The following is a 24,853-nucleotide window of genomic DNA, read 5'->3' on the forward strand; positions in this document are numbered from 1 at the left end:
CCTCGTGTCCCGGGCGCGGCGCAACGCGAAGTGTTGCGATGCTGAACCGGGACCCAGTCTGCCGCCATATGGGCTCCGGTTCAGCAGCGCACCACCGCGCCGCGCTTGTGCTGCGCTGCGCCCGGGGAACGGGAAGAGAGAACGAGGCCATCACGACACCAGGCGTTCGAGCGGCGCGCGGATGCAGCGCGAGAGGTGGTCGGGGCTGACTTCGATCAGCGGTGGCGGCGCTGTGGAGCAGGCGTCCAGCACGAACGGGCAGCGCGCGGCGAAGCGGCAGCCTGCCGGCGGCTGCGCCATGTTCGGAACCATACCCTCGATCGTCGCAAGCTGTTCGGCGCGATGGTCGAGCCGCGGGATCGAGCCGAGCAGGCCGACGGTGTAGGGGTGCTGCGGCACCGAGAACAATTCGTCGACCGGCGCGCGCTCGACGATCTCGCCGGCATACATCACCGCGACCTCGTCGCAGACCTCGGCCACCACGCCGAGATCGTGCGTGATCAGGATGATGGCGGCGCCGCTTGCCGCCTTCAACTCCCGCATCAGCTCCAGGATCTGGGCCTGCAAGGTGACGTCGAGCGCGGTGGTCGGCTCGTCCGCGATCAGCAGGCGCGGGTCGCAGGCCAGCGCCATCGCGATCATCACGCGCTGGCGCATCCCGCCGGAGAGCTTGTGCGGATATTCGTCGATCCGCCGCTCGGGCGAGGGGATGTGGACGCGGCGCAGCAGCTCGATCGCCCGCTCGCGCGCGCTTTTCCGCGAGCCGCCGCGGTGGCGCAAAATGGTCTCGATGATCTGGTCGCCGATGGTCAAGCTCGGATTGAGCGAGGTCATCGGCTCCTGGAAGATCATCGCGAGCCGGTTGCCGCGCAGATTGCGCAGGGTCTGGTCCGGCGTCTGCAAGAGATCGAGGCCGTCGAAGCGGATCGCGCCGGAAATTTCCGCGCTTTGCTTCGGCAGCAGGCCCATGATCGCCAGCGAGGTCACGCTCTTCCCGCAGCCGGATTCGCCGACGAGGCCGAGCGTCGCGCCGTTGGCGACGCTGAGATCGACGCTGTCGACCGCGTGGGTGATGCGGCCGTCGTCGCCGTGGAAGCGGATGCGAAGGTCCCTGATCTCGATGAGAGGGCTCGAACTCATGATTGCCTTGCACGCGCTGCTTGGATGCTGGCGTCAATGACGCTGCGGTCGGTGTTGCCGGCCGGGTTCCGTCGCGTCGGCATGGAATCGCGAAAATGCACCCAGAGCTCGTGGCTGACGTGTTCGAGTCGCTCGAGCTCGCCGAGCGGATCGGGATGGTCGTCGGCGCGAATGTCCAGCGCCGGCCATTCCTCCTCGCCGTGGATCAACAGCGCGGCGGACTGCTTGCCGCGCTTGTCGCCGCCGGCGGCTTCCCCGGCGCGCATTGCGGCGAGCAGGCGGCGCGGGAAGGGCAGGCTGTTATTGGCGATATAGGTCTTTGCGGTCTCGTCGAGCACGTCGGCGCCGGCCAGCATGTTGCCGGCGATGGAAAAGCCGCTGCCTGCGATGTGCCCGCACCAGTCGACGCAGTCGCGCCCGGTATGCGCGGCGATCTCGCCGCTCGAATCCATGATGTGGATCTGACGGCTCTCGCGGCCATCATCGGTCGCGAGCAGCGCGGCCAGCACGTCGTGCGCATTGAGGCCTTCCCGCAGCAGCCTGACCCCGTCGATGCCGTAATAGGGATTGACGAAGGCCTGCGTCGCGATGGCGCCGACGCCGGCGGTAATATACGGCACGCGTGCGCCGACGGCGAAGAAGCGGGTCGCAACGGCGATGCCGAACTGGCCGGTGGCAGGGTCTCGCGCGATGATCGACCAGGTCATGTGCTGCCTTCAGCGTCCCGCGGCGTAACCTTGCATGCCGCGCGGATTGGCGGCGGCGCGCCGGCGCCGACCCACGCGCGAGGCTGCGGTGAGGCGGCCTTCGGACCAATCGGGGCCGACCTCGACGATGTGTCCGCGCTCGCGCAGATTCTCGATCGTCGCCTTGGGCACGCGGTTCTCGACCACGAGCACGCCGGGCCGCGCGGTACGCGGCCAGAACGAGATCGGGAAATGCTCGGAATGCCAGGCCGGCGCGTCGATCGCTTCCTGCAGATTGAGATTGCAATGGACGTGGCGCAGGAAGAACTGGGTGATCCACTGATCCTGCTGATCACCGCCGGGCGAGCCCCAGGCGAGATACGGCTCGCCGTCACGGAGCGCCATGGTCGGCGACAGCGTGGTGCGGGGCCGCTTGCCCGGCGCAAGCGCGGCCGGATGGTCTTCTTCCAGCCAAAACATCTGGGCGCGGCTGCCGAGGCAGAAGCCCAGTTCGGGAATGATGGGCGACGATTGCAGCCAGCCGCCCGACGGCGTCGAGGACACCATATTGCCGTCCCGGTCGATGATGTCGAAATGCACGGTGTCGCCCCGCACTTCACCAAAGCGCCCCACAGTCGGCTCGCCGGCACCGAGCGCGCCGACGGCCTCGCGTTGGCCTTCGGCACGGCGCAGCTTGACGACGCCGCCAAAGCCCTCGACCGCGCCGGGGCGAAAGTCGAGCGACGCCTTGTCGGTGACGAGCTTGCGACGCTCGTCGTTGTAGGCATCCGACAGCAGCGTCCCGATCGGGATCTCGTTGAATTTGGGGTCGCCGTAGAATTTTTCGCGATCGGCAAAGGCGAGTTTTGCGCATTCGATCTGGAGGTGAATGAACTCAGGCCCGGTCGGGTCGAGCCCGTCGAGGGCAAAGCCCTTCAGCAGCGCGAGCTGTTGCAGCGTCACCGGACCCTGGCTCCAGACGCCGGCTTTGCAGACGGTGTAGCGGCCATAATCGTAGGTGAGCGGCGCCTCGACCGTCGGCTGCCAGCGCGCCATGTCGTCGGCAGAGAGCACGCCGCGATGCGGCGAGCCGCTGACGTCCATCACCTCTTGGGTCCGGCAGAACTTGTCGATGGCTTCGGCGACGAAGCCTTGCGACCAGGATTTGCGCGCGCGCTCGATTTCGGCATCGCGGCCACCGCCGCCGCTTTCAGCTTCGTTCAGGATCCGTGCATAGGTCGCGGCCAGCGTCTCGTTGGTAAAGAGAGTGCCGGGCTTCGGTACCTCGCCGTTCGGCAGGTAGACGGCGGCGGAGGTCGGCCAGTGCTTGCGGAACAGTTGCTCGACGGTCTGGATCGTGGCGCAGGCGCGCTCGACCAGCGGATAGCCGTCGCGCGCATAGGAAATCGCGGGCTCCAGCACGTCGCGCACGCGCATCGTGCCGTAATCGCGCAGCAGCATCATCCAGGATTCGAAGGTGCCGGGGACGCAGGCCGCGAGCAGGCCGGTGCCGGGCACCATGTCGAGGCCCTCGCTCTTGTAGTGCGCGATGGTGGCGCGTGCCGGTGCCGGGCCCTGGCCGCAGATCACCTCGGTGCGGCCGCGCTTGACGTCATGGACGATGACAGGCACGTCGCCGCCGGGGCCGTTGAGATGCGGCTCGACCACCTGCAGCGTGAAGGCGGTGGCGACACCGGCGTCGAAGGCATTGCCGCCCTTCTCCAGGATGGCCATGCCGACGGCGGTCGCGATCCAGTGCGTGGTGGCGACGACCCCGAACGTGCCTTCGATCTCGGGGCGGGTCGTGAACGGATCCGGATTGACGATGCTGGCCATGGATTACCTCATTTGCGGCGCGCGCAATTGATCACAGGCGATGCCGCACGGCCAATGCGCTGCCGGCATGGCACGCGCGCGTCACGCCGGCACCGGCGCGGTGTTGACGGCGTGGCAGGCGACGCCGTCGATCAGTTCCGGCGTTTCCTTGCGGCAGAGATCGAACGCCAGCGGGCAGCGCGGATTGAAGGCGCAGCCGGGCGGCGGATTGATCGGGTTCGGGATCTCGCCCTTCACCGGAATGCGCTGGCGGCCGCTCATGGCAAGATCAGGCACGGCGCCCAGCAGCATCTTGGTGTAGGGCATGCGGGGACGTGCGAACAACTCCTTGCCTTCAGCGATCTCGACGATGCGGCCGAGATACATCACGCCGACGCGGCTCGCCATGTGACGGACCACGGCGAGGTTGTGGCTGATGAACATGTAGGTCAGGCCGAACTTGTCCTGGAGGTCGCGCATGAGGTTGAGGATCTGCGCCTGCACGGAGACGTCGAGCGCCGAGGTCGGCTCGTCGCAGACGATGAACTCGGCATCGGAGGCGAGCGCCCGCGCGATTGCGATGCGCTGGCGCTGGCCGCCGGAGAATTCGTGCGGAAACTTCAACCGGTCGTCGGGATGCAGGCCGACGAGGCTGAGCAGCTCGCCGACGCGCGCCTGGATGTCGCGCTCGCCCTGGATCAGGTCGAAGGCGCGGATCGGCTCGGAGATGATGGCATCGACGCGGAAGCGCGGGTTCAGGCTCGCATATGGATCCTGGAAGATCATCTGGATGCGGCGGCGCAGCTTCCTGCGCGCCGGCGCCTGCCGCGGATCCGTCATCGAGACGCCGTCGATCAAGACATCGCCGGAGCTCGGCGGCAGCAGTCCCACGACCATCCGCGCCACCGTGGTCTTGCCCGAGCCGGACTCGCCGACCAGCGCAAACGTCTCGCCCTTCCTGATATCGAAGGTGACGTGATCGACCGCCTTGAGATATTCCAGATGCCCGCCTTCGAGCACGCGGTTGAGCCAGGGCTTCGAGACGTCGAACACGCGGCGCAGATTTGTGGCCTGGACGAAGGAAGCGCTCATGCCGCGCTCTCCGCCGGCACGTTGTCATAGAGATGGCAGGCGACCGATTGCGCACCGCGCGGCAGCGGCTCGGGTCGATCGACACGACAGCGGTCGAACGCGAACTCGCAGCGCGGGTTGAACGAGCAGCCGCGGGGGATCGCCGACAGCCGCGGCATCGAGCCGGGAATCTGCATGAGACGCTTGTCGTCGCCGGCCAGCGTCGGGATCGCGCCCATCAAGCCCTTGGCATAGGGATGCAGTGGATTTCTGACGACATCCTGCACCGGGCCGATCTCGGCGACACGGCCGGCATACATCACGGCGACGCGGTCGGAGGTCTCCGCGATCACGCCCATGTCGTGCGTCACCAGCATCACGGCGGTGCCGTGGTCGCGGCCGAGCCGCTTGATCAGCGAGATGATCTGCGCCTGCACGGAGACGTCGAGCGCGGTGGTCGGCTCGTCCGCGATGATCAGCTCGGGCTCGGCGCAGATCGCCAGCGCAATGACGACGCGCTGGCGCATGCCGCCGGAGAATTCGTGCGGGTAGCCGTCGATGCGCTTTTCCGGCGCGGGAATGCCGACCTCGGCAAGCAGGTCGATGGCGCGGCGGCGGGCGGCCGTCTCGGATAGATTCAGGTGAGTTCGGATCGTCTCGATGATCTGGTCACCGACCCGATAGAGTGGATTGAGCGAGGTGAGGGGGTCCTGGAAGATCATGCCGATCCGCTTTCCCCGGATGCGGCGCATCTCCTCCGGCGGCAGATTGTCGATGCGCAGGCCGGCGAGGCGGACCTCGCCGCCCGCGATCCGGCCGGGCGGGTCGATCAGGCCGATCACGGCGAGGCCGGTGACCGATTTGCCGGCGCCGGATTCGCCGACCACGCCCAGCACTTCGCCCTTGGCGATGTCGAAGGAGACGCCGTCGATGGCGCGCAGCGTGCCGCGGCGTGAGGCGAACTCCACCTGAAGGTTGCGGACGGAGAGGATGGGCTCGGTCATGGGTGGGGCGCTCTTGTCGAAGTTTTGCTCATCGGAGCTTCGGGTTGAGCGCGTCGCGCAGCCAGTCGCCGAGCAGGTTGATCGACAGGATCAGCCCGGCCAGCGCGATGCCGGGGAAAGCGACGATCCACCATTCGCCCGCGAACAGATAATTGTTGCCGATGCGGATCAGCGTGCCGAGCGAGGGCATGGTGTCGGGCAGGCCGACGCCGAGGAAGGACAGCGTCGCCTCGGTGATGATGGCCAGCGCGAGGTTGATGGTGGCGATGACCAGGATCGGGCCCATCGTGTTCGGCAGCACGTGCCGCAGCATGATCTTTGGCGCGGGCAGGCCGATCAGCTGCGCGGCGGCCACGTAGTCCTTGTTCTTCTCGACCATCACGGAGCCGCGCACCGTCCTTGCATATCCCACCCAGAAACTCAGGCCGATCGAAATCACCAGCACCACCAGCATGCTGGTGGCATCCAGACGGTTGCCGAGGATCGATTTGGCGATGCCATTGACCAGCAGCGCGATCAGAATGGCGGGAAAGGTCAGTTGCACGTCGGCGATCCGCATGATCACGCCATCGACCGCGCCGCCGAAATAGCCGGCGATCAGGCCGAGGGCGATGCCGAGCGCGCCGGCGAAGACCACGCCGGCGACGCCGACGGCGAGCGAGATGCGCATCCCGTAGAGGATGGCGGAGAACACGTCGCGGCCCTGCTCGTCGGTGCCGAGCAGGAACGGGCTTTGGCCGTCGGCGGTCCAGAGCGGCGAGATGCGCGAGTTCATCAACTGGAGCTGCGCCGGATCGAACGGGTTCTGCACCGCGAGCGCCGATGCAAAGATCGCGAGCAGGAAGAGCAGCACGGTAATGGCCGCCGCCGCCATGGTCAGCTTGGAGCGGCGGAACGAATAGAAGATGTCGCTGTCGAGGGCGCGGCTGAGCCAGCTGCGACCGGCATGCGCGAGCGGCGCGCTCTGCTTGTCGGAATTGGAGGCGACGGCGTCGGACATGCAGGGGCCTTATGTAGCGCGGCCGACGGTCGCGCGCAGGCGCGGATCGACAACGGTGTAGAGGATGTCGACCACCAGATTGATGGTGACGAAGATCAGCGAGACCATCAGCAGGTAGGCGGCCATGATCGGGATATCGACGTTTTGCACGGCCTGCACGAACAGGAGTCCCATGCCCGGCCATTGGAACACGGTTTCGGTGATGATCGAAAATGCAATAACCGAGCCAAACTGAAGACCGGCCACGGTGATCACGGGAATCAGCGTGTTCTTCAGCGCGTGGCCGAAATGGATGGCGCGGGTGGTCAGCCCGCGGGCGCGGGCGAAGCGGATATAGTCGGTTCGCAGCACTTCCAGCATCTCCGCGCGCACCAGCCGCATGATCAGGGTCATCTGGAACAGGCCGAGCGTGATCGAGGGCATGATCAATGCCTTCAGTCCCGACAGCGTGAGCAGGCCCGTGCTCCACCAACCGAGCTTGATCACCTCGCCGCGGCCGAACGAGGGCAACCAGCCCAATGTCACCGCGAACAGATAGATCAGGAGAATGCCGATCAGGAAAGTCGGCAACGAGATGCCTACAAGCGAAACCGCCTGGAATAATTTGGCCAGCACGGTGTCGCGCCTCAGCGCCGAATAGACGCCCATCAGGATGCCGAACACCATCGCAAACACGGTGGCGCAGATCGCAAGTTCCAGCGTGGCCGGCATACGTTCCATCAACAGCGTCGAGACCGGCTGGCGGAACTGGTAGGAGACGCCGAACTTGAATTGCGCGGCGTCGGCGAAATAGCGCACGAACTGCACCGGCACGGGATCGTCGAGGCCGAGCGACTTGCGCACGGCTTCGCGTTCGGCCGCCGATGTGTCGATCGAGACGATCTGGTTGACGGGGTCGCCGGCGAAACGGAACATCGAGAAGGCGATGATGCCGACGGCGAACATGACGCCGATGGCCTGAACGGCGCGGCGAAGAGTGAAAGCGAGCATGCCTTCCACTATCCTTGGGTGTGCGTGCGGTCGACGTCTTTGTCAGCCGGAAAAGGAAAGGTCCCGGATGCCTGACGCCGCCGGGACCTCGTGTTCAACTGGTGCTATTCCTTCTTGGTCGCCCAATGGAACATGACCAGATTGTCGGCGCGCTGCGGCAGGTTGACCTTTTTCGATACGCCCCAGGCCAGCGCCTGCTGGTGCAGCGGGATGTAGGACCAGTCCTTGTTGCCGATTTCGTAGGCCTGCTTGATCAGCTGGTTGCGCTTGGCGGTATCGGTTTCGACCAGCACCTTGTCGGTGATGGCGTCGAACTCCTTGTTGCAGTAGCCGCCGAGATTGGCCTCGCCGCGTGAGGATTTCGCATCGTCGCGGCAGCCCATGATGTCGTAGAGCACGTTGTGGGAGTCCATCGTGCTCGGCGTCCAGCCCAGGAGGTAGAACGAGGTCTGGTAGCCGCCCTGCTTCAACACCTTGGCGAAGTACTGCGCCTTCGGTTGCGCCAGCAGATTGATCTTGACGCCGATGCGGGCAAGCATGCCGACGACGGCCTGGCAGATCGCGGCGTCGTTGACGTAACGGTCGTTCGGACAATCCATCGTGACCTCGAAGCCATCGGGATAGCCGGCTTCGGTGAGGAGCTTCTTGGCTCCATCGGGGTCGAATTTCGGCCGCGTGAACTCCTTGGACAGCACGAACAACTCCGGAGCGATCATCAGCGCCGATGGCGTCGACAGCTCGCGCATCACGCGCTTCTTGATCAGCTCGATGTCGATCGCCTTGTAGAAGGCTTCACGGACGCGGACGTCCTTGAACGGGTTCTTGCCCTTGATGTTGGAGTAGAGCAGCTCGTCGCGCATCTGATCGAAGCCGATGAAGATGGTGCGCAGCTCCGGCCCCTTCAGCACCTGGGCGTTGGGGCTGGAATCGACGCGGGAGATGTCCTGGATCGGCACCGGCTCGATGACGTCGACTTCGCCCGAGAGCAGCGCAGCGACACGGGTGGCGTCCGAAGCGATCGGGGTGAAGACGATCTCTTTCAGGTTACCCTCGACCTTGCCCCAGTAATTGGGGTTGGCCTTGAAGACCGTCTTCACGCCGGGCTGATGGCTTTCGATGGTGAACGGACCGGTGCCGTTCTCGTGGAGCGAGGCGTAGCTCGGCGTGGTCGCCGCCACCGGCGTCGGATCGACGACGTTGTTCTCCTCGGCCCATTTCTTGTCCATGATGTACCAGACATCCCACGAGTTATGCAGGATGGGATTGGGCGAGGGCAGCACGAAATCGACGGTGTAGTCGTCGACCTTGACGACCTTGACGTCGGGCGCAAGGCGGGTCTGCATATTGGACCCTTTCTTGCGGACGCGATCGGCGGAGAATACGACGTCGTCGGCGGTGAAGGGGTCGCCGTTGTGGAATTTCACGCCCTTGCGCAAATGGAAACGCCAGCGGGTCGGCTCCGGAGTTTCCCAGCTTTCCGCCAGCGCCGGAATGATCTTGAGGTCCTTGTCGCGCGCGGTGAGGCCTTGATAGACGTGACCGAGATGGGCGTGGGTGGTGCTTTCGTTGAGCGTATAGGGATCGAGGGATTTCAGGTCACCCTGGTTGGCATAACGCAGCGTCTGGCTCGACGCCGGCGCGACCGTCAACGCAAGCGTACCGGCGAGCGTCGCCGCAAACAGACTTCGACCGACTGACATTCTTGACCCTCTCCACTCTGCCGTGCCGATGATTTTTGATTGTTCGGCAGGGCTGATTGATCCATGTTGCCCAGAGTTCTCGACCGGTGCAAGCGCCATTCCAGCAAGGAACGCGCCAAGTTGCACCGCTGTGCAGCAATGCTGACCGTGCCGCCCGGCATGGAGGACCGCGTCTTTCGACTTTGGTTGACTATATCGGCGGATTGCGGGACGGGGCATGTCGCGCCTGCATCAGGTCGCTTGCGTCGCACCACAACTCGCGGCGATACTGCCGACAGGCTGCTCGAATCTCATCCGGAGGGGACATGAAAGTTAATATCGAAATCGACTGCACCCCCCTCGAGGCCCGCCAGTTCTTCGGTTTGCCTGACGTGGGACCGATGCAGACGGCGGTGATGGACAAGCTGCAGCAGCAGGTGCTCAGCAACATCGAGAAGGTCTCGCCGGAATCGCTGATCCAGAGCTGGTTCACCTTCGATCCCAAGATCGCGGAGCGGTTTCAGGACATGTTCGTCACGATGGCGGGCCTCGGCGGCACGCGCAGCAGCGACAAGAAGAAATAATGCCGTCCGGGCCAGACGGGCGGCAGGCCCCGGGCGGGCTTCGTCCGCCGGGCCTCGCCCTGCTGCTTGCAGAAGCGCGCGGCCTGTTCGAGCTCAATGCAAGCCTGTTGCTGTCGCCGATCCTGATGCGAGCGCCGAGGGGCGATGGCCATCCGGTGCTGGCGCTGCCGGGCTTTCTCGCCAGCGACCTCTCGATGGTGCCGATGCGGCGCTATCTCAGCGAGCTCGGCTATGAGGCACAGGCTTGGCGGATGGGCCGCAATCTCGGCGGCCTCGGGCGGATGCGGGACGCCCTGCGCGCCCGTCTCGCCGAGATCCATCGCGCGAGCGGACGCAAGGTCAGCCTGGTCGGGTGGAGCCTCGGCGGCGTCTATGCCCGAGATCTCGCGCTGTGGGCACCCGACATGGTTCGCTATGTCATCACGCTCGGCAGCCCGTTTGCCAACGACGTGCGGGCGACCAACGCGACGCGGCTCTACGAGGCGCTGTCCGGCGAACGGGTCGAGGATCTTGCTGAGGCGCGCGAGGCGATCGCCGGCGATCTGCCGGTGCCGGCGACGTCGATCTATTCGCGAGCCGACGGGGTCGTGAACTGGCGGACCTGCCTGCTCCGTCCCTCCGATCGTGCCGAGAACATCGAGGTGCTCCTGGCGAGCCATATCGGGCTCGGGGTGAACCCCGCGGCGCTATGGGCCGTGGCGGACCGGCTGGCGCAACCGGAAGGGGAATTCTCGCCATTTGACCGGGCAGGGCCGTTTGCCATTGCATATGCCCCGCCGGAACAGGCAATATCGGCCTGACGAGAAGCGCCAGAAGGCGCCCGTCAAATTGTTGCGGGAGGGAATTATGGCTGACGGTAAGAAGCTGTCGTCGCTGGACGCGTCGTTTCTCTATCTGGAAACGCCGGAGATGCCGATGCATGTCGGGAGCATGGCGATCTTTCGCCTGCCCGACGATTACAAGGGCGACTTCTTCGAAGACTTCAAGGCGATGATCGTCTCGCGCCTGCACATCGCGCCGATCCTGAAGGCGCGGCTGGAGAAGGCGCCGCTCGACATCGATCATCCCTCCTGGGTCGAGGACGATCAGTTCGACATCGACCGTCACATCTTCCGCGCCAGCCTGCCGCAACCGCGCGACCGCGCCACGCTCGAGCGCATCGTCGGCTGGATGCACGCCAAGCTGTTGAACCGCGCCCGCCCGCTCTGGGAGTTCTACGTGTTCGAGAGCATGAAGGACAACGAGGTCGGGCTCTATTCCAAGATGCACCATGCCGCCATCGACGGCGGCGCCGGTGCGGCGCTGACCAACATGATCTACGATATCTCGCCGATCCCACGGAAGGTCGATCCGCCAGCGGCTGGCAGCAAGCCGGGACAGGAGCCGCGTGACATCGCGGCGAACCTGCTGGATTCCTACCAGCAGCTGTTCAACCAGCCGCTCGACGCCGGCAAGGCCGCTCAGAACCTGCAACTGCCGCGTACCGGCAAGAGCGACATCGGCTCGATCCTGTTCGACAACGCGATGTACCAGATCGAGAGCGCGGTGCGCTTTGCCGGCAATATCCCGACCATGGTCAAGAGCGTCTCCGAGGTGCTCGGCAAAGTCTCCGATCCCAAGTCGCGCGAGAGCCTCGCCAGCATGGTGTCGCCGCCGACCATGCTGAACAAGACCATCTCCTCGGAGCGAAGCTTTGCCGGCGTGTCGATCCCGCTGTCGCGGGCGAAGGCGCTGGCCAAGCAGGCCGGCGGCAAGCTCAACGACGTCGTGCTGGCGCTCGCCTCCGGCGTGGTCCGGCGTTACCTGAAGGAGTACAGCACGCTACCGGCGAAATCGCTGACCGCGGCGGTGCCGATCTCGCTGCGCGAGGAGGGCAACACCGAGGCCAACAACCAGGTGTTCGGCATGATCTGCGCGATCGCGACCAACATCGACGATCCCAAGGCGCGGCTGGAAGCCATCATCGCGCAATCGACCAAGTCCAAGGAGATGTCGCATCCCTTGCGCGCGCTGATGCCCCAGGTCTCCAACATCTCGATGCTGGGCGCGCCGATCATGGTGCAGATCCTGGCGCTGCTCTATAGCCGCTCGAACCTGTCGGACGTGCTGCCGCCGGCCGCCAACATCACTGTGTCCAACGTGCCCGGGCCGCGGCAGACGCTTTATGCGGCCGGCGCGGAGCTATTGCACATCTTCCCGGTGTCGATCTCGACGCACGGGCAGGCGCTCAACATCACCGTGCAGAGCTACCGCGACCAGCTCGATTTCGGCTTCATCGTCGGCGCCAACATCATTCCGCATGTGCAGGTGATGTGCGACATGCTGCCGGAGGAGTTTGCCGCTTTGGAGGCGGCCTACGCGCCGCCGGCGACCGACATCAAGGGCGCTGCGGAATAGGAATCTCGTGATGATTGACATGCCGCCGCTCAAGTTCGCGACGACGAACGGAATCCGCATGGGCTATTACGAGGCGGGCCCGGCCGACGACAAGCCGCCGATCGTGCTGTGCCACGGCTGGCCCGAGCTCGCCTTTTCCTGGCGTCACCAGATCAAGGCGCTGAGCGAGGCCGGCATCCGGGTGATCGCGCCGGACCAGCGCGGCTATGGCGCGACCGACCGGCCCGAGCAGGTCGAGGATTACGACATGGAGCATTTGACCGGCGATCTCGTCGGGCTGCTCGATCATCTCAACATCGAGAAGGCCATCTTCGTCGGTCACGATTGGGGTGGCTTCGTCGTCTGGCAGATGCCGCTGCGGCACCCCTCGCGCGTTGCCGGTGTCGTCGGCGTCAACACCCCGCATTGGGACCGCTCGCCGATCGATCCCATTGCGCTGTTCCGCCAGCGCTTCGGCGACCAGATGTACATCGTCCAGTTCCAGGATCCGGCGCGCGAGCCGGACAAGATCTTCGGCAGCCGCGTCGAGCAGACGTTTGACGCCTTCATGCGCAAGCCGCTGGCCCGGCCGCCGGCGAAGCCGGAAGAGCCGCCGATCGCCGGCGTCGGCGCCTCGGCAAAAACCAATCTGGCCTTCCCGCAGATGATCGCGGCCTATGACGCCAAGGTCGATCCGCGCACGCCGATCCTGTCGGCCGACGAGAAGAAGGTGTTCGTCGACACGTTTACGAAGACCGGCTTCACCGGCGGCATCAACTGGTATCGCAACTTCACGCGCAACTGGGAGCGCGCGAAGGGGCTGGATCATCACGTCCATGTGCCGTCGCTGATGATCATGGCCGAGAACGATGCCGTGCTGCCGCCCTCGGCGGCCGACGGCATGGAGAAGCTGATCGGCGATCTCGAGAAGTATCTGGTGAAGGACAGCGGCCATTGGACGCAGCAGGAGAAGCCGGAAGAGGTCAGCGCCAAGCTGATCGAATGGCGTAGAAGGCGGTTTGGGTGACGACGCAGTCGTCATCCCGGGGCGATGCGTAGCGTCGAACCCGGGATCTCGAGATTCCGGGTCTGGTCCTTCGGACCATCCCGGAATGACGCAAGGCAGGGGAAACGCACGTCAATGTCATCCAAGAATCGTCTGGACCCGATCCCGCATCCGCCGACCAAGCCCGTGGTCGGCAACATGCTGTCGCTGGACTCGGCAGCCCCCGTTCAGCATCTGACCCGGCTCGCCAAGGAACTCGGTCCGATCTTCTGGCTCGACATGATGGGCTCGCCGATCGTGGTCGTGTCAGGCCACGATCTCGTCGACGAGCTCTCCGACGAGAAGCGTTTCGACAAGACGGTGCGCGGCGCGCTGCGGCGCGTGCGCGCGGTCGGCGGCGACGGCCTGTTCACGGCCGATACCAAAGAGCCGAACTGGAGCAAGGCGCACAACATCCTGCTGCAGCCGTTCGGCAACCGCGCCATGCAGTCCTATCATCCGAGCATGGTCGATATCGCCGAGCAGCTCGTCCAGAAATGGGAGCGGCTCAACGCGGACGACGAGATCGACGTCGTCCACGACATGACGGCGCTGACGCTGGACACCATCGGCCTGTGCGGTTTCGAGTACCGCTTCAACTCGTTCTACCGGCGCGACTACCATCCCTTTGTCGAGTCGCTGGTGCGCTCGCTCGAAACCATCATGATGACGCGCGGCCTGCCGTTCGAGCAGCTCTGGATGCAGAAGCGGCGCAAGACGCTCGCCGAAGACGTCGCCTTCATGAACAAGATGGTCGACGAGATCATTGCCGAGCGCCGCAAGAGCGCGGAAGGGATCGACGACAAGAAGGACATGCTCGCGGCGATGATGACCGGCGTAGATCGTTCGACCGGCGAGCAGCTCGACGACGTCAACATCCGCTACCAGATCAACACGTTCCTGATCGCGGGCCACGAGACCACCAGCGGCTTGCTGTCCTACACGCTCTATGCGCTGCTCAAGCATCCGGAGATCCTCAAGAAGGCCTATGACGAGGTCGATCGCGTCTTCGGCCCCGACGTCAACGCGAAGCCGACCTATCAGCAGGTGACGCAGCTCACCTACATCACGCAGATCCTGAAAGAGGCGCTGCGGCTTTGGCCGCCCGCGCCGGCCTATGGCATCTCGCCGCTGAAGGACGAGACGCTCGGCGGCGGCAAGTACAAGCTTCGCAAGGGCACGTTCACGACGATCCTGGTGACGGCGCTGCATCGCGATCCCAGCGTCTGGGGTCCGAATCCGGATGCGTTCGATCCCGAGAATTTCAGCCGCGAAGCGGAAGCCAAGCGGCCGGTCAATGCCTGGAAGCCGTTCGGCAACGGCCAGCGCGCCTGCATCGGCCGCGGCTTTGCCATGCACGAGGCCGCGCTCGCGCTCGGCATGATCCTGCAGCGCTTCAAGCTGATCGATCACCAGCGCTACCAGATGCACCTGAAGGAAACCCTGACGATGAAGCCGGAAGGCTTCAAGATCAAGGTGCGTCCGCGCGCCGATCGCGAGCGTGGCGCCTATGGCGGACCTGTCGCGGCTACGTCTTCGGCGCCAAAGGCACCGCGTCAGCCGACCGCGCGGCCCGGCCACAACACGCCGATGCTGGTGCTGTACGGCTCCAATCTCGGCACCGCCGAGGAACTCGCGACGCGCATGGCCGATCTCGCCGAGATCAACGGCTTTGCGGTGCATCTCGGCCCGCTCGACGACTACGTCGGCAAGCTGCCGCAGGACGGCGGCGTTCTGATCATCTGCGCCTCCTACAACGGCGCGCCGCCCGACAACGCGACGCAGTTCGTCAAATGGCTCGGCGGCGATCTGCCGAAGGATGCTTTCGCCAATGTGCGCTATGCCGTGTTCGGCTGCGGCAACAGCGACTGGGCTGCGACCTATCAATCGGTCCCGCGCCTGATCGACGAGCAGTTGTCGGCGCATGGCGCGCGCGCGGTCTATCCGCGCGGCGAGGGCGATGCGCGCAGCGATCTCGACGGCCAGTTCCAGAAATGGTTCCCGGCGGCGGCCCAGGTCGCGACCAAGGAATTCGGCATCGACTGGAACTTCACCCGCACCGCCGAGGACGATCCGCTCTATGCGATCGAGCCGGTCGCGGTGAGCGCCGTCAACACCATCGTCGCGCAGGGCGGCGCGGTGGCGATGAAGGTGCTCGCCAACGACGAGCTTCAGAACAAGAGCGGGCTCAATCCGTCGGAGCGCTCGACGCGCCACATCGAGGTGCAACTGCCGTCCAACGTCAGCTACCGGGTCGGCGATCATTTGAGTGTCGTCCCGCGCAACGATCCGACGCTGGTGGACTCAGTCGCCCGCCGCTTCGGCTTCCTGCCGGGCGACCAGATCAGGCTGCAGGTCGCCGAGGGGCGCCGCGCACAGTTGCCGGTGGGAGACGCCGTGTCGGTCGGCCGCCTGCTCAGTGAGTTCGTCGAGCTGCAGCAGGTGGCGACGCGCAAGCAGATCCAGATCATGGCGGAGCACACCCGCTGCCCGGTCACCAAGCCGAAGCTGCTGGCCTTCGTCGGCGAGGAGGCTGCGCCGCTCGAGCGTTACCGCAATGAGATTCTCGCCAGACGCAAATCGGTGTTCGACCTGCTGCTGGAATATCCGGCCTGCGAATTGCCGTTCCACGTCTATCTGGAAATGCTCTCGCTGCTGGCGCCGCGCTATTACTCGATCTCGTCCTCGCCGTCGGTCGACCCGGCGCGCTGCAGCGTCACGGTCGGCGTGGTCGAAGGGCCGGCCGCCTCCGGCCGCGGCACCTACAAGGGCATCTGCTCGAACTACCTCGCCAACCGGCGCGCCGGCGATGCGATCTACGCCACCGTACGCGAGACCAAGGCCGGCTTCCGTCTGCCCGACGATTCGTCTGTGCCCATCATCATGATCGGCCCCGGCACGGGACTTGCGCCGTTCCGCGGCTTCCTCCAGGAGCGCGCCGCGCGCAAGGCGAAGGGCGCCACCCTCGGACCCGCGATGCTGTTCTTCGGCTGTCGTCATCCCGACCAGGATTTTCTCTACGCGGACGAGCTGAAGGCGCTGGCGGCAAGCGGCATCACCGAGCTGTTCACGGCGTTCTCGCGCGGGGACGGACCGAAGACCTATGTGCAGCACGTGCTCGCCGCGCAGAAGGACAAGGTCTGGCCTTTGATCGAGCAGGGCGCGATCATCTATGTCTGCGGCGACGGCGGCAAGATGGAGCCGGACGTGAAGGCGGCACTGGTCGCGATCCACCGCGAGAAGAGCGGCCGCGACGCCGCCGTCAGTGCGCGCTGGATCGAGGAAATGGGCGCGAAGAACCGCTACGTGCTGGACGTCTGGGCGGGAGGGTGACTGTCTTCCCGGTCGTGCTAAACCTCTGGCATGATTCCCTGGGAAAAAATCGACACCGCCAAAATCCCCGGCTCCGACGAAGAGCTCCGCCTGATGCGGCGGGGCAAGGAGTTTTCCATCAAGCTCGGCACCAACGAGCTGATGAACAACCGCCTGTCGGGCTCGGAAGCTGCGCTCGCGACGCTTGCAGCGAAGCAGATCGAGAAAGTCGCCAAGCCCGTCGTCCTGATCGGCGGCCTCGGAATGGGCTTTACGCTGCGTGCAGCGCTCACCGTGCTTGGAGCCAAGTCAAAGATTGTGGTCTCCGAGTTGGTCCCCGCGGTGGTCACGTGGGCGCGGGGCCCGATGGCGGAGGTGTTCGGCGACAGCCTCGACGATGCCAGGGTCAGCATTCGGGAAACCGACGTCGGCGAAATCATCCGGGCGCAGCGGACGGCTTTCGACGCCATTCTCCTCGACGTCGACAACGGGCCGGAGGGACTGACCCGCAAGGGCAATGATGCGCTCTATAGTTCGAGCGGGCTGAAGGCGGCGAAGACGGCGCTGCGGCCGGGCGGCGTGCTCGCGGTCTGGTCGTCGGGACCCAACCCGGCCTTCACCAAGCGACTTCGCAGCGCCGGTTTCGACGTCAACGAGGTCAATGTCCGCGCGACCGGCAGGGGCGGCGGTGCGCGCCATGTGATCTGGATGGCGAAGAAGAGTTAAGCTGCCTGCGCCGCCGCGCCATGCGCGTGCTTGTCGATGGCGCCGATGATCTCAGGCCAGAACCGCATCGGCAGTGCATGGCCCATACCGTCGATCATCAACAATCTTGCGTTCGGGATTGACGCCGCCGTGTCCTTGCCGCCCTCAGGCCGCACCAAGGGATCGACGGTACCGTGGATCACGAGCGTCGGCGTCTGCACGGCATGCAGCCGCTCCTTGCGGCTGCCGGACGCGAGCACCGCGCGGAGCTGGCGGCCGACGCCGGCCGGATTGAGCCCGCGCGCGAACACGCGCTCGGCGCGTTCAGGGTCGAGCGCTTCCTCTTCCGGAAAATGTCCGGCGCGCAACACCTTCCAGGTCTGGCCGTAGCGGACGATGAACTCTTCCTTGCTGCGCGGCGGCGGCGCCATCAGCATTGCGGCGGCCTCGCGCGTCGGCGGCGGTACGCGCGGATTTCCTGTCGTCGACATGATCGAGGTCAGCGAACGCACGCGGTGCGGAAACGACAGCGTGACCTCCTGCGCGATCATGCCGCCCATGGACGCCCCGACCAGATGCGCCGATCTGATGCCGAGCGCATCCATCAGCCCGACCGTGTCTTTCGCCATGTCGATCAGCTTGTAGGTCGCGGCGACGGGAATCCTGAGGAAGCGCAGCTTGAGCAGCTCGAGCGGCGTCAACCGCTTGCCGCCCGTCAGATGGCTCGACTTGCCGATGTCGCGATTGTCGAAGCGGATCACGCGGAAGCCGCGCGCGGCAAGCTGCTCGCAGAACGCATCGTCCCAATGGATCATCTGCGCTCCGAGCCCCATGATCAGCAGCAGCGGCTCGGCATTGTCGTTGCCAAAGATCTCGTAGCAGATGTCGATGCCGTTGGCGCGGGCGGTCTGGGGCGGCTGATGGGCGTTCACGGGCGCGTTCCCTCAAGCGTTTGACTGATGCTGTATCGCACGGTTTCCCGTTGCAATGAAAGCCGCGCGCGGCACCGAGCCGCTGCTTGCCGGTTGACCGGCACGGCGCAACGGTGTGGTATGGCAAAAAAGAAGGGCATCGCAGCTCTCGACATCTGGAGGACGCCGATGACCGACAAGACCAATGACCCGGTCGCCATGTGGCAGAAGATGATGGGCGAGATGGAGAAGGGGTTCAATTCCTTCGCCAACCAGGCCATGTCGTCGCCCGAGTTTTCACAGGCGATGAACCGTGCGGGGGGAGTTGCTGCAGGTGCTCAGAAGCAGCTCGGCGAGCTTATGGAAAAGTATCTGGTCTCCATGAACCTGCCGAGCCGGGAGCAGGTCACTGGCCTTGCCGAAAGGCTGCAAGCTATCGAAGGCCAGATCGGTGAGATCAAGTCGCTGCTGAGCCAGATGGCTGCAAGCGCCGGCGTGTCTCAGGGCGCCGATTCCGCATTGCGGCCGCCGCGCACCAAGCGTCCGCCGTCTGAGGGCGGAGAGCAGGCATGAATGCAGCTCCCGGACTTGATTTCGCATCCATCCCGGAGCGCATTCAGAGCGAGGTCCAGCGCGCGATCCAGCGCAGCATCAAGGGCGTTGAATATTTCTCGACCTCGGGCCCCTCGCTCGGCTCGACGCCGAAGGACGTGCTGCATTCACGCGGCACCATGAATCTCTATCACTATCGGCCGATGTCGGACGAGATTTACCGCATACCGGTGCTGATCGTGATGGCCACCACCAATCGCGGCTACATCCTCGACCTCGTGCCCGGCCAGAGCTTCATCGAATTCCTGCTCAAGCGCGGTTACGACGTCTATATGCTCGACTGGAGCGCGCCGCGGCCGGAGGAGAAGAGCCTGCGGATGGAGGACTATGTTCTCGACTTCATTCCGGACTGTGTTCGCCGGGTGCAAGCTGATTCCGGCGAGCAGGACGTCTCCGTGATCGGCTATTGCTTCGGCGGTGTGCTGTCGCTGCTCTACGGCGCGATCCACCAGAACGGGCCGATGAAGAATCTGATCTGCTTCACCACGCCGATCGACTTCCGCGAGATGAAGCTGTTCTCGAATTTTTCGGACCGCCGCTATTTCGATGTCGACCGTCTCGTCGACAGTGTCGGCAACGTGCCGCCGGAGATGATCCTGTCCTCGTTCGAGATGCTGCGTCCGGCTTCGCGCACGGTGAGCCAGATCCAGCTCTGGGAGAACATCTGGAACGACGAGTTCGTGAAGTCCTACCGCATGTTCGACCGTTGGGCGACCGACACGCTGCCGCTGGCGGGCGAGTATTTCCGCACCATCACCAAAGACCTGATGTGGGACAACAAGCTGTTCAACGACACCATCTCGGTCGGCGGCCGCACCGCGAAGCTCGAGGACATCAAGGTGCCGATCCTGCATGCGGTCGCCGAGCACGATCACATCGTGCCGTATGAGGCCGCCAAGCACCTGATCGCGAAGATTGGTTCTGCGGACAAGGAAGAGGTGATGCTGAAGGGCGGTCACGTCTCGCTTGTCGCCGGCGCCAACGCGGTGAAGCGGCTATGGCCGAAACTGGACTCCTGGCTGGGAAAGAGATCGACATGAGCGAGCAGCGTACCTATCCGCGCCACGTCAAGACCGACGCCGGCGATATCGAGATCCGCCTGATGTCGCCCGCGGACGAGGCCGCGGTGCTCGCGTTCGGCAAGGGGCTGCCGACCCACGACCTGCTGTTCCTGCCGCGCAATATCAGCGAGCCGAAGGTGCTGTCGGCCTGGGTCAAGGAGATCGAGCGTGGCGCGATCACGAGCCTGCTCGCGGTGAAAGACGGCAAGGTCGTGGGCTGCGGCACGCTGGTGCGCGATCCGCATTCCTGGTCGCCCCATGTCGGCGAGATCCGCATGGTGGTCTCGCTCGATGTGCGCGGGAAGGGGGTAGGGCGGGCGCTGTCGCAGGAGACCTTCGCGCTCGCGCTCGGCGCGGGCCTGGAAAAACTCTCGGTCCAGATGACGGTCGATCAGCAGGCGGCGATTGCGGTGTTCGAGAGCCTCGGCTTCAAGGCCGAAGCGTTGCTGCGAGACCACGTCCGGGACGTCGACGGCAAGACCCATGACATCGTCGTGCTCGGCCACAACATCGCGCAGGTCCAGGCCCAGATGGAGGCTTACGGGCTGCCAGGCGCCGTCCAGCACTAAAACGCGCCGTCCAGCACCAGGACCGCCGTCCAGCATCGGGGAGAGACGGTCCGACCGTTGTCCGGGAACCGGCCTGGCCACGGAGGCATCATATTGCTTCCCGTTAAGGCTGTTCACAGTTTCGTGATGTCGCACTGCAATATGAATATTGCATCGCACAATTAACTATGCCATATAAGTCGTGCCCCGGGCCATCGAGGACGGGGTGAGCCCATAGCTCAGACCAATGAGGATGGAGAGAACCCCATGACCACTGAAACCAACACCGCTTTCGAGGGCTTCAAGGACGCTTTCAAGAACATCCAGAACCTGGAGGTTCCCGAGGCCGCCCGCGAGTTCGTCAAGAAGACCGCCAACACCGCCAAGGACCGTGCTGCCGAGGTGTTCGCTGGCTCCGAGCGCGTGACCGCCGCCGTCGAGAACGCGGTGACCGAGTCCGTCACCGAGGCCGGCAAGATCAGCCGCAATATCCAGCAGGCGATCTATGACGACGCCCAGGCGTTCTTCGCCGGCATCGACAAGCTTGCTTCCGCCAAGTCGGTCAGCGAAGCCGTCGAGATCCAGTCGAGCCTGCTCCGCGCCCGCGGCGAAGTGTTCGTCTCGCGCGCCAAGGCGACCGCCGACTATTTCGGCCAGCTCGCCGCCAACGGTGCGAAGTCCGCTCAGGACAATTTTGCCAAGGTCTACAACAAGACCGCCTGATCCGGCGCCCTGAGTCAAAACTGAATTTGAGGCCCGCTTCGGCGGGCCTTTTGTTCTTCTCTTGCGTTCCCCGGATGCAGTGCAGCGCGCCCCCTGGCGATGCGAAGCATCGTCCAGTGGCGTGGTGCACTGCTGATCCGGGGGCCATCCTGCATCGGATGCTTGCTGGATCCCGGCTCTGCGGTGCATCGTTTGCACGCTGCACCGCGTCCGGGACACGCGGAGACTGACACGCTAAGTATCCGCTATGACCCCTCCCGCCGCCTTCTCCTTCGACACCCCCGGCGATGCCGAACGCGCGGCCGAGTTGCGCCGCGTGAAAGCGCTGGCGACGCTGGTGCTGGCTTCGACGCTTGCCCTGTTCGTCGTCGCGAAGTTGCTGCTGAATGCGCATCCCGTGTTCGGCTTCATCGCCGCCTTTGCGGAAGCCGCGACCATCGGCGGCCTCGCCGACTGGTATGCCGTGGTTGCCCTGTTCAAGCGGCCGCTCGGCCTGCCGATCCCGCATACCGCGATCATCCAGAGCAACCAGGCCCGCATCGCCGACAAGCTCGGCGAATTTATCCAGGTACATTTCCTCGAGGCGGGTCCGGTCGAGGCCAAGCTGAAGGAGATCGATTTCGGCTCCTTCGTTGCCGACTGGCTGCGCGACCGCAAGCGCAGCGACGATCTCGCGCGCTTTGCGCTCCGTCTGTTGCCTGAGGCCGTCTCGGCGACGGAGAGCTCGGGCCTGATGACCTTCATCATCCGCCGCATGTCATCGCAGCTCCAGGCCATCGACCTTGCGCCGCTTGCCGCCGGCACGCTGCGCGGTTTCGTGGCGGAGGGGCGCCATCAGATCCTGTTCGACGATCTCCTGCGCGTGATGCACGAGACGCTGAACCAGAAAGAGACGATGGGGATGATCCGCGAGAAGGTGCGCGCGGAATTGCCGACCCTGCTGCGGCTCTACCGAGCCGACAAGTTTCTGGTGAACAAGATCGTGGCCTCTGCCACCGCGTTCTTCAATGAAGTGCGCAGCGATCCCAAGCATCCCTTCCGCGGCGAGTTCGACCGCATGGTGCTGAGCTTCGTCGACCGGCTCGGCACTGACCAGGCCTATATCGACCGCATCGCCGGCTTGAAGCGTGACCTCCTCGCGCGGCCTGAGCTTGCCGACCTCGCCCGCACCGTCTGGGCCAACACACGCTCCTTCATCGAGCGCAGCGCGAGCGGCGAGACGCAGGTGCTGCAGCATCATCTCGCCGGCATGTTCGTTTCCGCCGGCGATGCGCTCGCCGGCGATGCCGAGCTGCGCGACGAGATCAACAAGGGGCTGGTGACGGTGCTGCGCAGCTTCGTCGCCGACCAGAAGAGCGGCGTCTCGATCTTCATCTCCGACCAGGTCAAGGCCTGGGACATGGCGCAGCTGATTTCGCTGATCGAAATCAACATCGGGCGCGACCTCCAATACATCCGCTTCAACGGTTCGCTGATCGGTGGACTCGCCGGGCTTGCGCTCTACTCCGTAGAATTCCTGCTTCGATTGCTGTGACTTTTGCGTCACGGCCGTTAGCATTAACGCGCGGGCCTATTGTCGGCTTTCGTCTCTCCCGCTTGAATGTCGGGAACCGGCCGCCTAGCTGATTCATGTTGCGCTGCGGAACGATCAAGAAGCCGGCGTATTGGAATTCATGCCCATTTGCCGGCATCGCGCCCGGCGCCTTCTCAGGGGAAACATTGATGACCGCTACTGCCCAGACGCTGCGTCCGCCGTCCCGAACACTGATGTTTATGGAAGGGCGCGCGATCCACGAGTTCGGTGCATTCCTCGGCGCGCTGCCGCTGCTGAGCCTCGCGCCGCGCGGCGATGGGCACCCGGTGCTGGTGCTGCCGGGCCTCGTCGCCTCCGATGAATCCACGCGTGCGTTACGCACGTTTCTGACCAGCAAGGGGTATGCGGTGAGCGGCTGGCGCCAGGGCCGCAACTATGGCCTGCGCGAGGGCGTGCAGCATGCCATGGTCGATCTGGTCGAGGAGCTCAGCGACACGCATGGCCGCAAGATCAGCCTGGTCGGCTGGAGCCTCGGCGGCCTCTATGCGCGCCAGCTCGCCAAGATGATGCCCGAGCGCGTGCGTCAGGTGATCACGCTTGGCAGCCCCTTCGCGGGCAATCCCCGTTCGACCAATGCCTGGCGCGTCTATGAATGGGCGAGCGGTCGGAAGTCGGACGAGGTCGATCCGCGGTTCGGCGGCGAGCTCGCGGTGCCCCCGCCGGTGCCGACCACCGCCATCTTCAGCCGCACCGACGGCGTCTGCGCCTGGCAGGGCTGCATGGAGAAGAAGGGAGCCCAGACCGAGAGCATCGAGGTCGAGAGCAGCCATTGCGGCATGGGCCATCATCCCGCCGCGGTCTATGCGGTCGCCGACCGGCTCGCACAGAAGGAAGGCCAGTGGCGGCCGTTCGACCGCAGCGGCTGGCGCAGCTTGGCCTATCCAGATCCGCATCGGTGAGCTCTTTCTTCGCCTCTCCCCGCGTGCGGGGAGAGGTCGGAATTTGCGAACAGCAAATTCCGGGTGAGGGGGAGTCTCCGCGAGTCCATCCATCGGCGAGTTTGCTGAAGCAGCCCCTCACCCCAACCCTCTCCCCGTAAGAACGGGGAGTGGGGGAGTAAGGGCGTCGCACCCGTCCATTGTCGCGCCCGCATCAAACGCGCTATGCCTCGCGTATGGCGCATCCGCTTTCCCGCATCATCGACCAGCTCAAGCGTGAACCGTCGCGCACCGGCTCCATCGTCATCACCGTGTTCGGCGATGCCATCGTGCCCCGCGGCGGTTCGGTGTGGCTCGGCACGCTGCTCGAATTCTTCGACGGTCTCGACATCGATAGCGGCGTGGTGCGCACCACGATGTCGCGGCTTGCGGCCGATGGCTGGCTCACGCGGGAAAAGGTCGGCCGCAACAGCTTCTATCGGCTCGCTGAGAAGGGCCGCCAGACCTTCGAGGCCGCGACACGCCACATCTACGATCCGCCGCCATCCGACTGGACCGGGCGCTTCGAGCTGCTCCTGATCGGCAATGGCGGAGATCGCGACGTCTCGCGCGAAGCGCTCCGTAACGCCGGCTTCGGCAGTCCGCTGCCGGGGGTTTGGGTCGCGCCGTCGGGCCTGCCGGTGCCGGATGAAGCCTCGGGCGCGATCCGCCTCGAAGTCTCGGCCGAGGATGACAGCGGGCGTCGCCTGCTCAGCGCAAGCTGGCCGCTGGATCGCACCGCGGATGCCTATCTGAAATTCATGAAGACGTTCGAGCCGCTGCGCGCCGCGATCGGCCGCGGCACGGATTTGTCCGAGGCCGACGCGTTCACGGCGCGCATCCTCCTGATCCACTACTATCGCCGCGTCGTGCTGCGCGATCCGCTATTGCCCGAAAGCCTGCTGCCGACGAACTGGCCGGGCAGGGCGGCACGGAACCTGTGCGGCGAAATCTATCGCGCGCTGCTTGCCTCTTCCGAACAATGGCTTGATGAACATGGAACCAACGAGAAGGGGCCATTGCCGCCGGCGCGAAAGCTTCTGGAAAGGAGGTTCGGGGTCTGATTTTATGTTACAGAAA

Annotated in this window: 22 protein-coding genes; 13 read left to right on the top strand and 9 right to left on the bottom strand. The window is 64.9% G+C overall.

Going from position 1 to position 24,853, the window contains the following annotated elements; all coding sequences use genetic code 11:
* Positions 1-150: 150 nt before the first annotated feature.
* The 8 genes from AABA84_RS30375 to AABA84_RS30410 form a co-directional block, all read right to left on the bottom strand.
* On the bottom strand, positions 151-1,140 hold the full coding sequence (locus AABA84_RS30375) for an ABC transporter ATP-binding protein (RefSeq protein WP_338313963.1): 990 nt from the start codon (positions 1,138-1,140) through the stop codon (positions 151-153).
* Complete coding sequence (locus AABA84_RS30380) at positions 1,137-1,847, bottom strand: DUF1028 domain-containing protein (RefSeq protein ID WP_338313964.1); 711 nt, start codon at positions 1,845-1,847, stop codon at positions 1,137-1,139. Before AABA84_RS30380 ends, AABA84_RS30375 begins: the two co-directional genes overlap by 4 nt.
* A gap of 9 nt (positions 1,848-1,856) precedes the next feature.
* A complete protein-coding gene (locus tag AABA84_RS30385) occupies positions 1,857-3,662 on the bottom strand; it encodes a gamma-glutamyltransferase family protein (protein WP_338313965.1) in 1,806 nt (601 codons plus the stop codon).
* 81 nt (positions 3,663-3,743) lie between these two features.
* Positions 3,744-4,733, bottom strand: a complete 990-nt coding sequence (locus tag AABA84_RS30390; protein ID WP_338309099.1) for an ABC transporter ATP-binding protein — start codon at positions 4,731-4,733, stop codon at positions 3,744-3,746.
* On the bottom strand, positions 4,730-5,716 hold the full coding sequence (locus AABA84_RS30395) for an ABC transporter ATP-binding protein (RefSeq protein WP_212248053.1): 987 nt from the start codon (positions 5,714-5,716) through the stop codon (positions 4,730-4,732). Before AABA84_RS30395 ends, AABA84_RS30390 begins: the two co-directional genes overlap by 4 nt.
* Positions 5,717-5,744: 28 nt before the next feature.
* The gene (locus AABA84_RS30400; protein ID WP_338313966.1) at positions 5,745-6,716 is read right to left on the bottom strand and encodes an ABC transporter permease; all 972 of its coding nucleotides are present in this window, start codon (positions 6,714-6,716) and stop codon (positions 5,745-5,747) included.
* A 9-nt stretch (positions 6,717-6,725) separates the two neighbouring features.
* Complete coding sequence (locus AABA84_RS30405) at positions 6,726-7,706, bottom strand: ABC transporter permease (protein WP_212248055.1); 981 nt, start codon at positions 7,704-7,706, stop codon at positions 6,726-6,728.
* Positions 7,707-7,810: 104 nt separating this feature from the next.
* Entirely contained in the window at positions 7,811-9,406 is a 1,596-nt protein-coding gene (locus AABA84_RS30410; protein WP_038947053.1) for an ABC transporter substrate-binding protein, read from the bottom strand.
* Between the two features lie 305 nt (positions 9,407-9,711).
* Between AABA84_RS30410 and AABA84_RS30415 the strand changes: the two genes are divergently transcribed.
* The 6 genes from AABA84_RS30415 (at position 9,712) to AABA84_RS30440 (ending at position 17,428) form a co-directional block, all read left to right on the top strand.
* Positions 9,712-9,969: a DUF6489 family protein gene (locus tag AABA84_RS30415; protein ID WP_028135213.1), complete on the top strand. Its 258-nt coding sequence runs from the start codon at positions 9,712-9,714 to the stop codon at positions 9,967-9,969.
* Complete coding sequence (locus AABA84_RS30420; protein WP_338313967.1) at positions 9,969-10,769, top strand: esterase/lipase family protein; 801 nt, start codon at positions 9,969-9,971, stop codon at positions 10,767-10,769. The genes AABA84_RS30415 and AABA84_RS30420 overlap by 1 nt, the downstream gene beginning before the upstream one ends.
* A gap of 46 nt (positions 10,770-10,815) precedes the next feature.
* The gene (locus AABA84_RS30425) at positions 10,816-12,366 is read left to right on the top strand and encodes a wax ester/triacylglycerol synthase family O-acyltransferase (protein WP_338313968.1); all 1,551 of its coding nucleotides are present in this window, start codon (positions 10,816-10,818) and stop codon (positions 12,364-12,366) included.
* 10 nt (positions 12,367-12,376) lie between these two features.
* On the top strand, positions 12,377-13,372 hold the full coding sequence (locus tag AABA84_RS30430) for an alpha/beta fold hydrolase (protein ID WP_212248057.1): 996 nt from the start codon (positions 12,377-12,379) through the stop codon (positions 13,370-13,372).
* Positions 13,373-13,486: 114 nt separating this feature from the next.
* Complete coding sequence (locus AABA84_RS30435; RefSeq protein WP_338313969.1) at positions 13,487-16,723, top strand: bifunctional cytochrome P450/NADPH--P450 reductase; 3,237 nt, start codon at positions 13,487-13,489, stop codon at positions 16,721-16,723.
* Between the two features lie 30 nt (positions 16,724-16,753).
* Positions 16,754-17,428, top strand: a complete 675-nt coding sequence (locus AABA84_RS30440) for a spermidine synthase (protein WP_212248060.1) — start codon at positions 16,754-16,756, stop codon at positions 17,426-17,428.
* Here AABA84_RS30440 and AABA84_RS30445 read toward each other — a convergent pair.
* Positions 17,425-18,339 carry an alpha/beta fold hydrolase gene (locus tag AABA84_RS30445; protein ID WP_338313970.1) on the bottom strand — a complete coding sequence of 305 codons (915 nt, stop codon included), beginning with the start codon at positions 18,337-18,339 and terminating at the stop codon, positions 17,425-17,427. The genes AABA84_RS30440 and AABA84_RS30445 overlap by 4 nt on opposite strands.
* Positions 18,340-18,507: 168 nt before the next feature.
* On the opposite strand from AABA84_RS30445, the gene AABA84_RS30450 reads away from it, so the two are divergent.
* From AABA84_RS30450 to paaX, 7 genes are all read left to right on the top strand, one after another.
* The gene (locus AABA84_RS30450; RefSeq protein WP_338309093.1) at positions 18,508-18,891 is read left to right on the top strand and encodes a hypothetical protein; all 384 of its coding nucleotides are present in this window, start codon (positions 18,508-18,510) and stop codon (positions 18,889-18,891) included.
* Positions 18,888-19,970: a PHA/PHB synthase family protein gene (locus AABA84_RS30455; protein WP_338313971.1), complete on the top strand. Its 1,083-nt coding sequence runs from the start codon at positions 18,888-18,890 to the stop codon at positions 19,968-19,970. The genes AABA84_RS30450 and AABA84_RS30455 overlap by 4 nt, the downstream gene beginning before the upstream one ends.
* The gene (locus AABA84_RS30460; RefSeq protein ID WP_338313972.1) at positions 19,967-20,560 is read left to right on the top strand and encodes a GNAT family N-acetyltransferase; all 594 of its coding nucleotides are present in this window, start codon (positions 19,967-19,969) and stop codon (positions 20,558-20,560) included. Before AABA84_RS30455 ends, AABA84_RS30460 begins: the two co-directional genes overlap by 4 nt.
* Before the next feature lie 246 nt (positions 20,561-20,806).
* Positions 20,807-21,262 (top strand): phasin, encoded by a 456-nt coding sequence (locus AABA84_RS30465; RefSeq protein WP_212248064.1) that lies wholly within the window; start codon positions 20,807-20,809, stop codon positions 21,260-21,262.
* Between the two features lie 247 nt (positions 21,263-21,509).
* Entirely contained in the window at positions 21,510-22,796 is a 1,287-nt protein-coding gene (locus tag AABA84_RS30470) for a DUF445 domain-containing protein (RefSeq protein ID WP_038947065.1), read from the top strand.
* A 188-nt stretch (positions 22,797-22,984) separates the two neighbouring features.
* The gene (locus tag AABA84_RS30475) at positions 22,985-23,755 is read left to right on the top strand and encodes an esterase/lipase family protein (RefSeq protein WP_338309092.1); all 771 of its coding nucleotides are present in this window, start codon (positions 22,985-22,987) and stop codon (positions 23,753-23,755) included.
* A 215-nt stretch (positions 23,756-23,970) separates the two neighbouring features.
* The gene (gene paaX / locus AABA84_RS30480) at positions 23,971-24,837 is read left to right on the top strand and encodes a phenylacetic acid degradation operon negative regulatory protein PaaX (protein WP_212248067.1); all 867 of its coding nucleotides are present in this window, start codon (positions 23,971-23,973) and stop codon (positions 24,835-24,837) included.
* Positions 24,838-24,853: the final 16 nt, after the last annotated feature.

The organism is Bradyrhizobium sp. TM239 (assembly GCF_036247985.1).
GTDB classification, from domain to species: Bacteria; Pseudomonadota; Alphaproteobacteria; order Rhizobiales; family Xanthobacteraceae; genus Bradyrhizobium; species Bradyrhizobium ottawaense.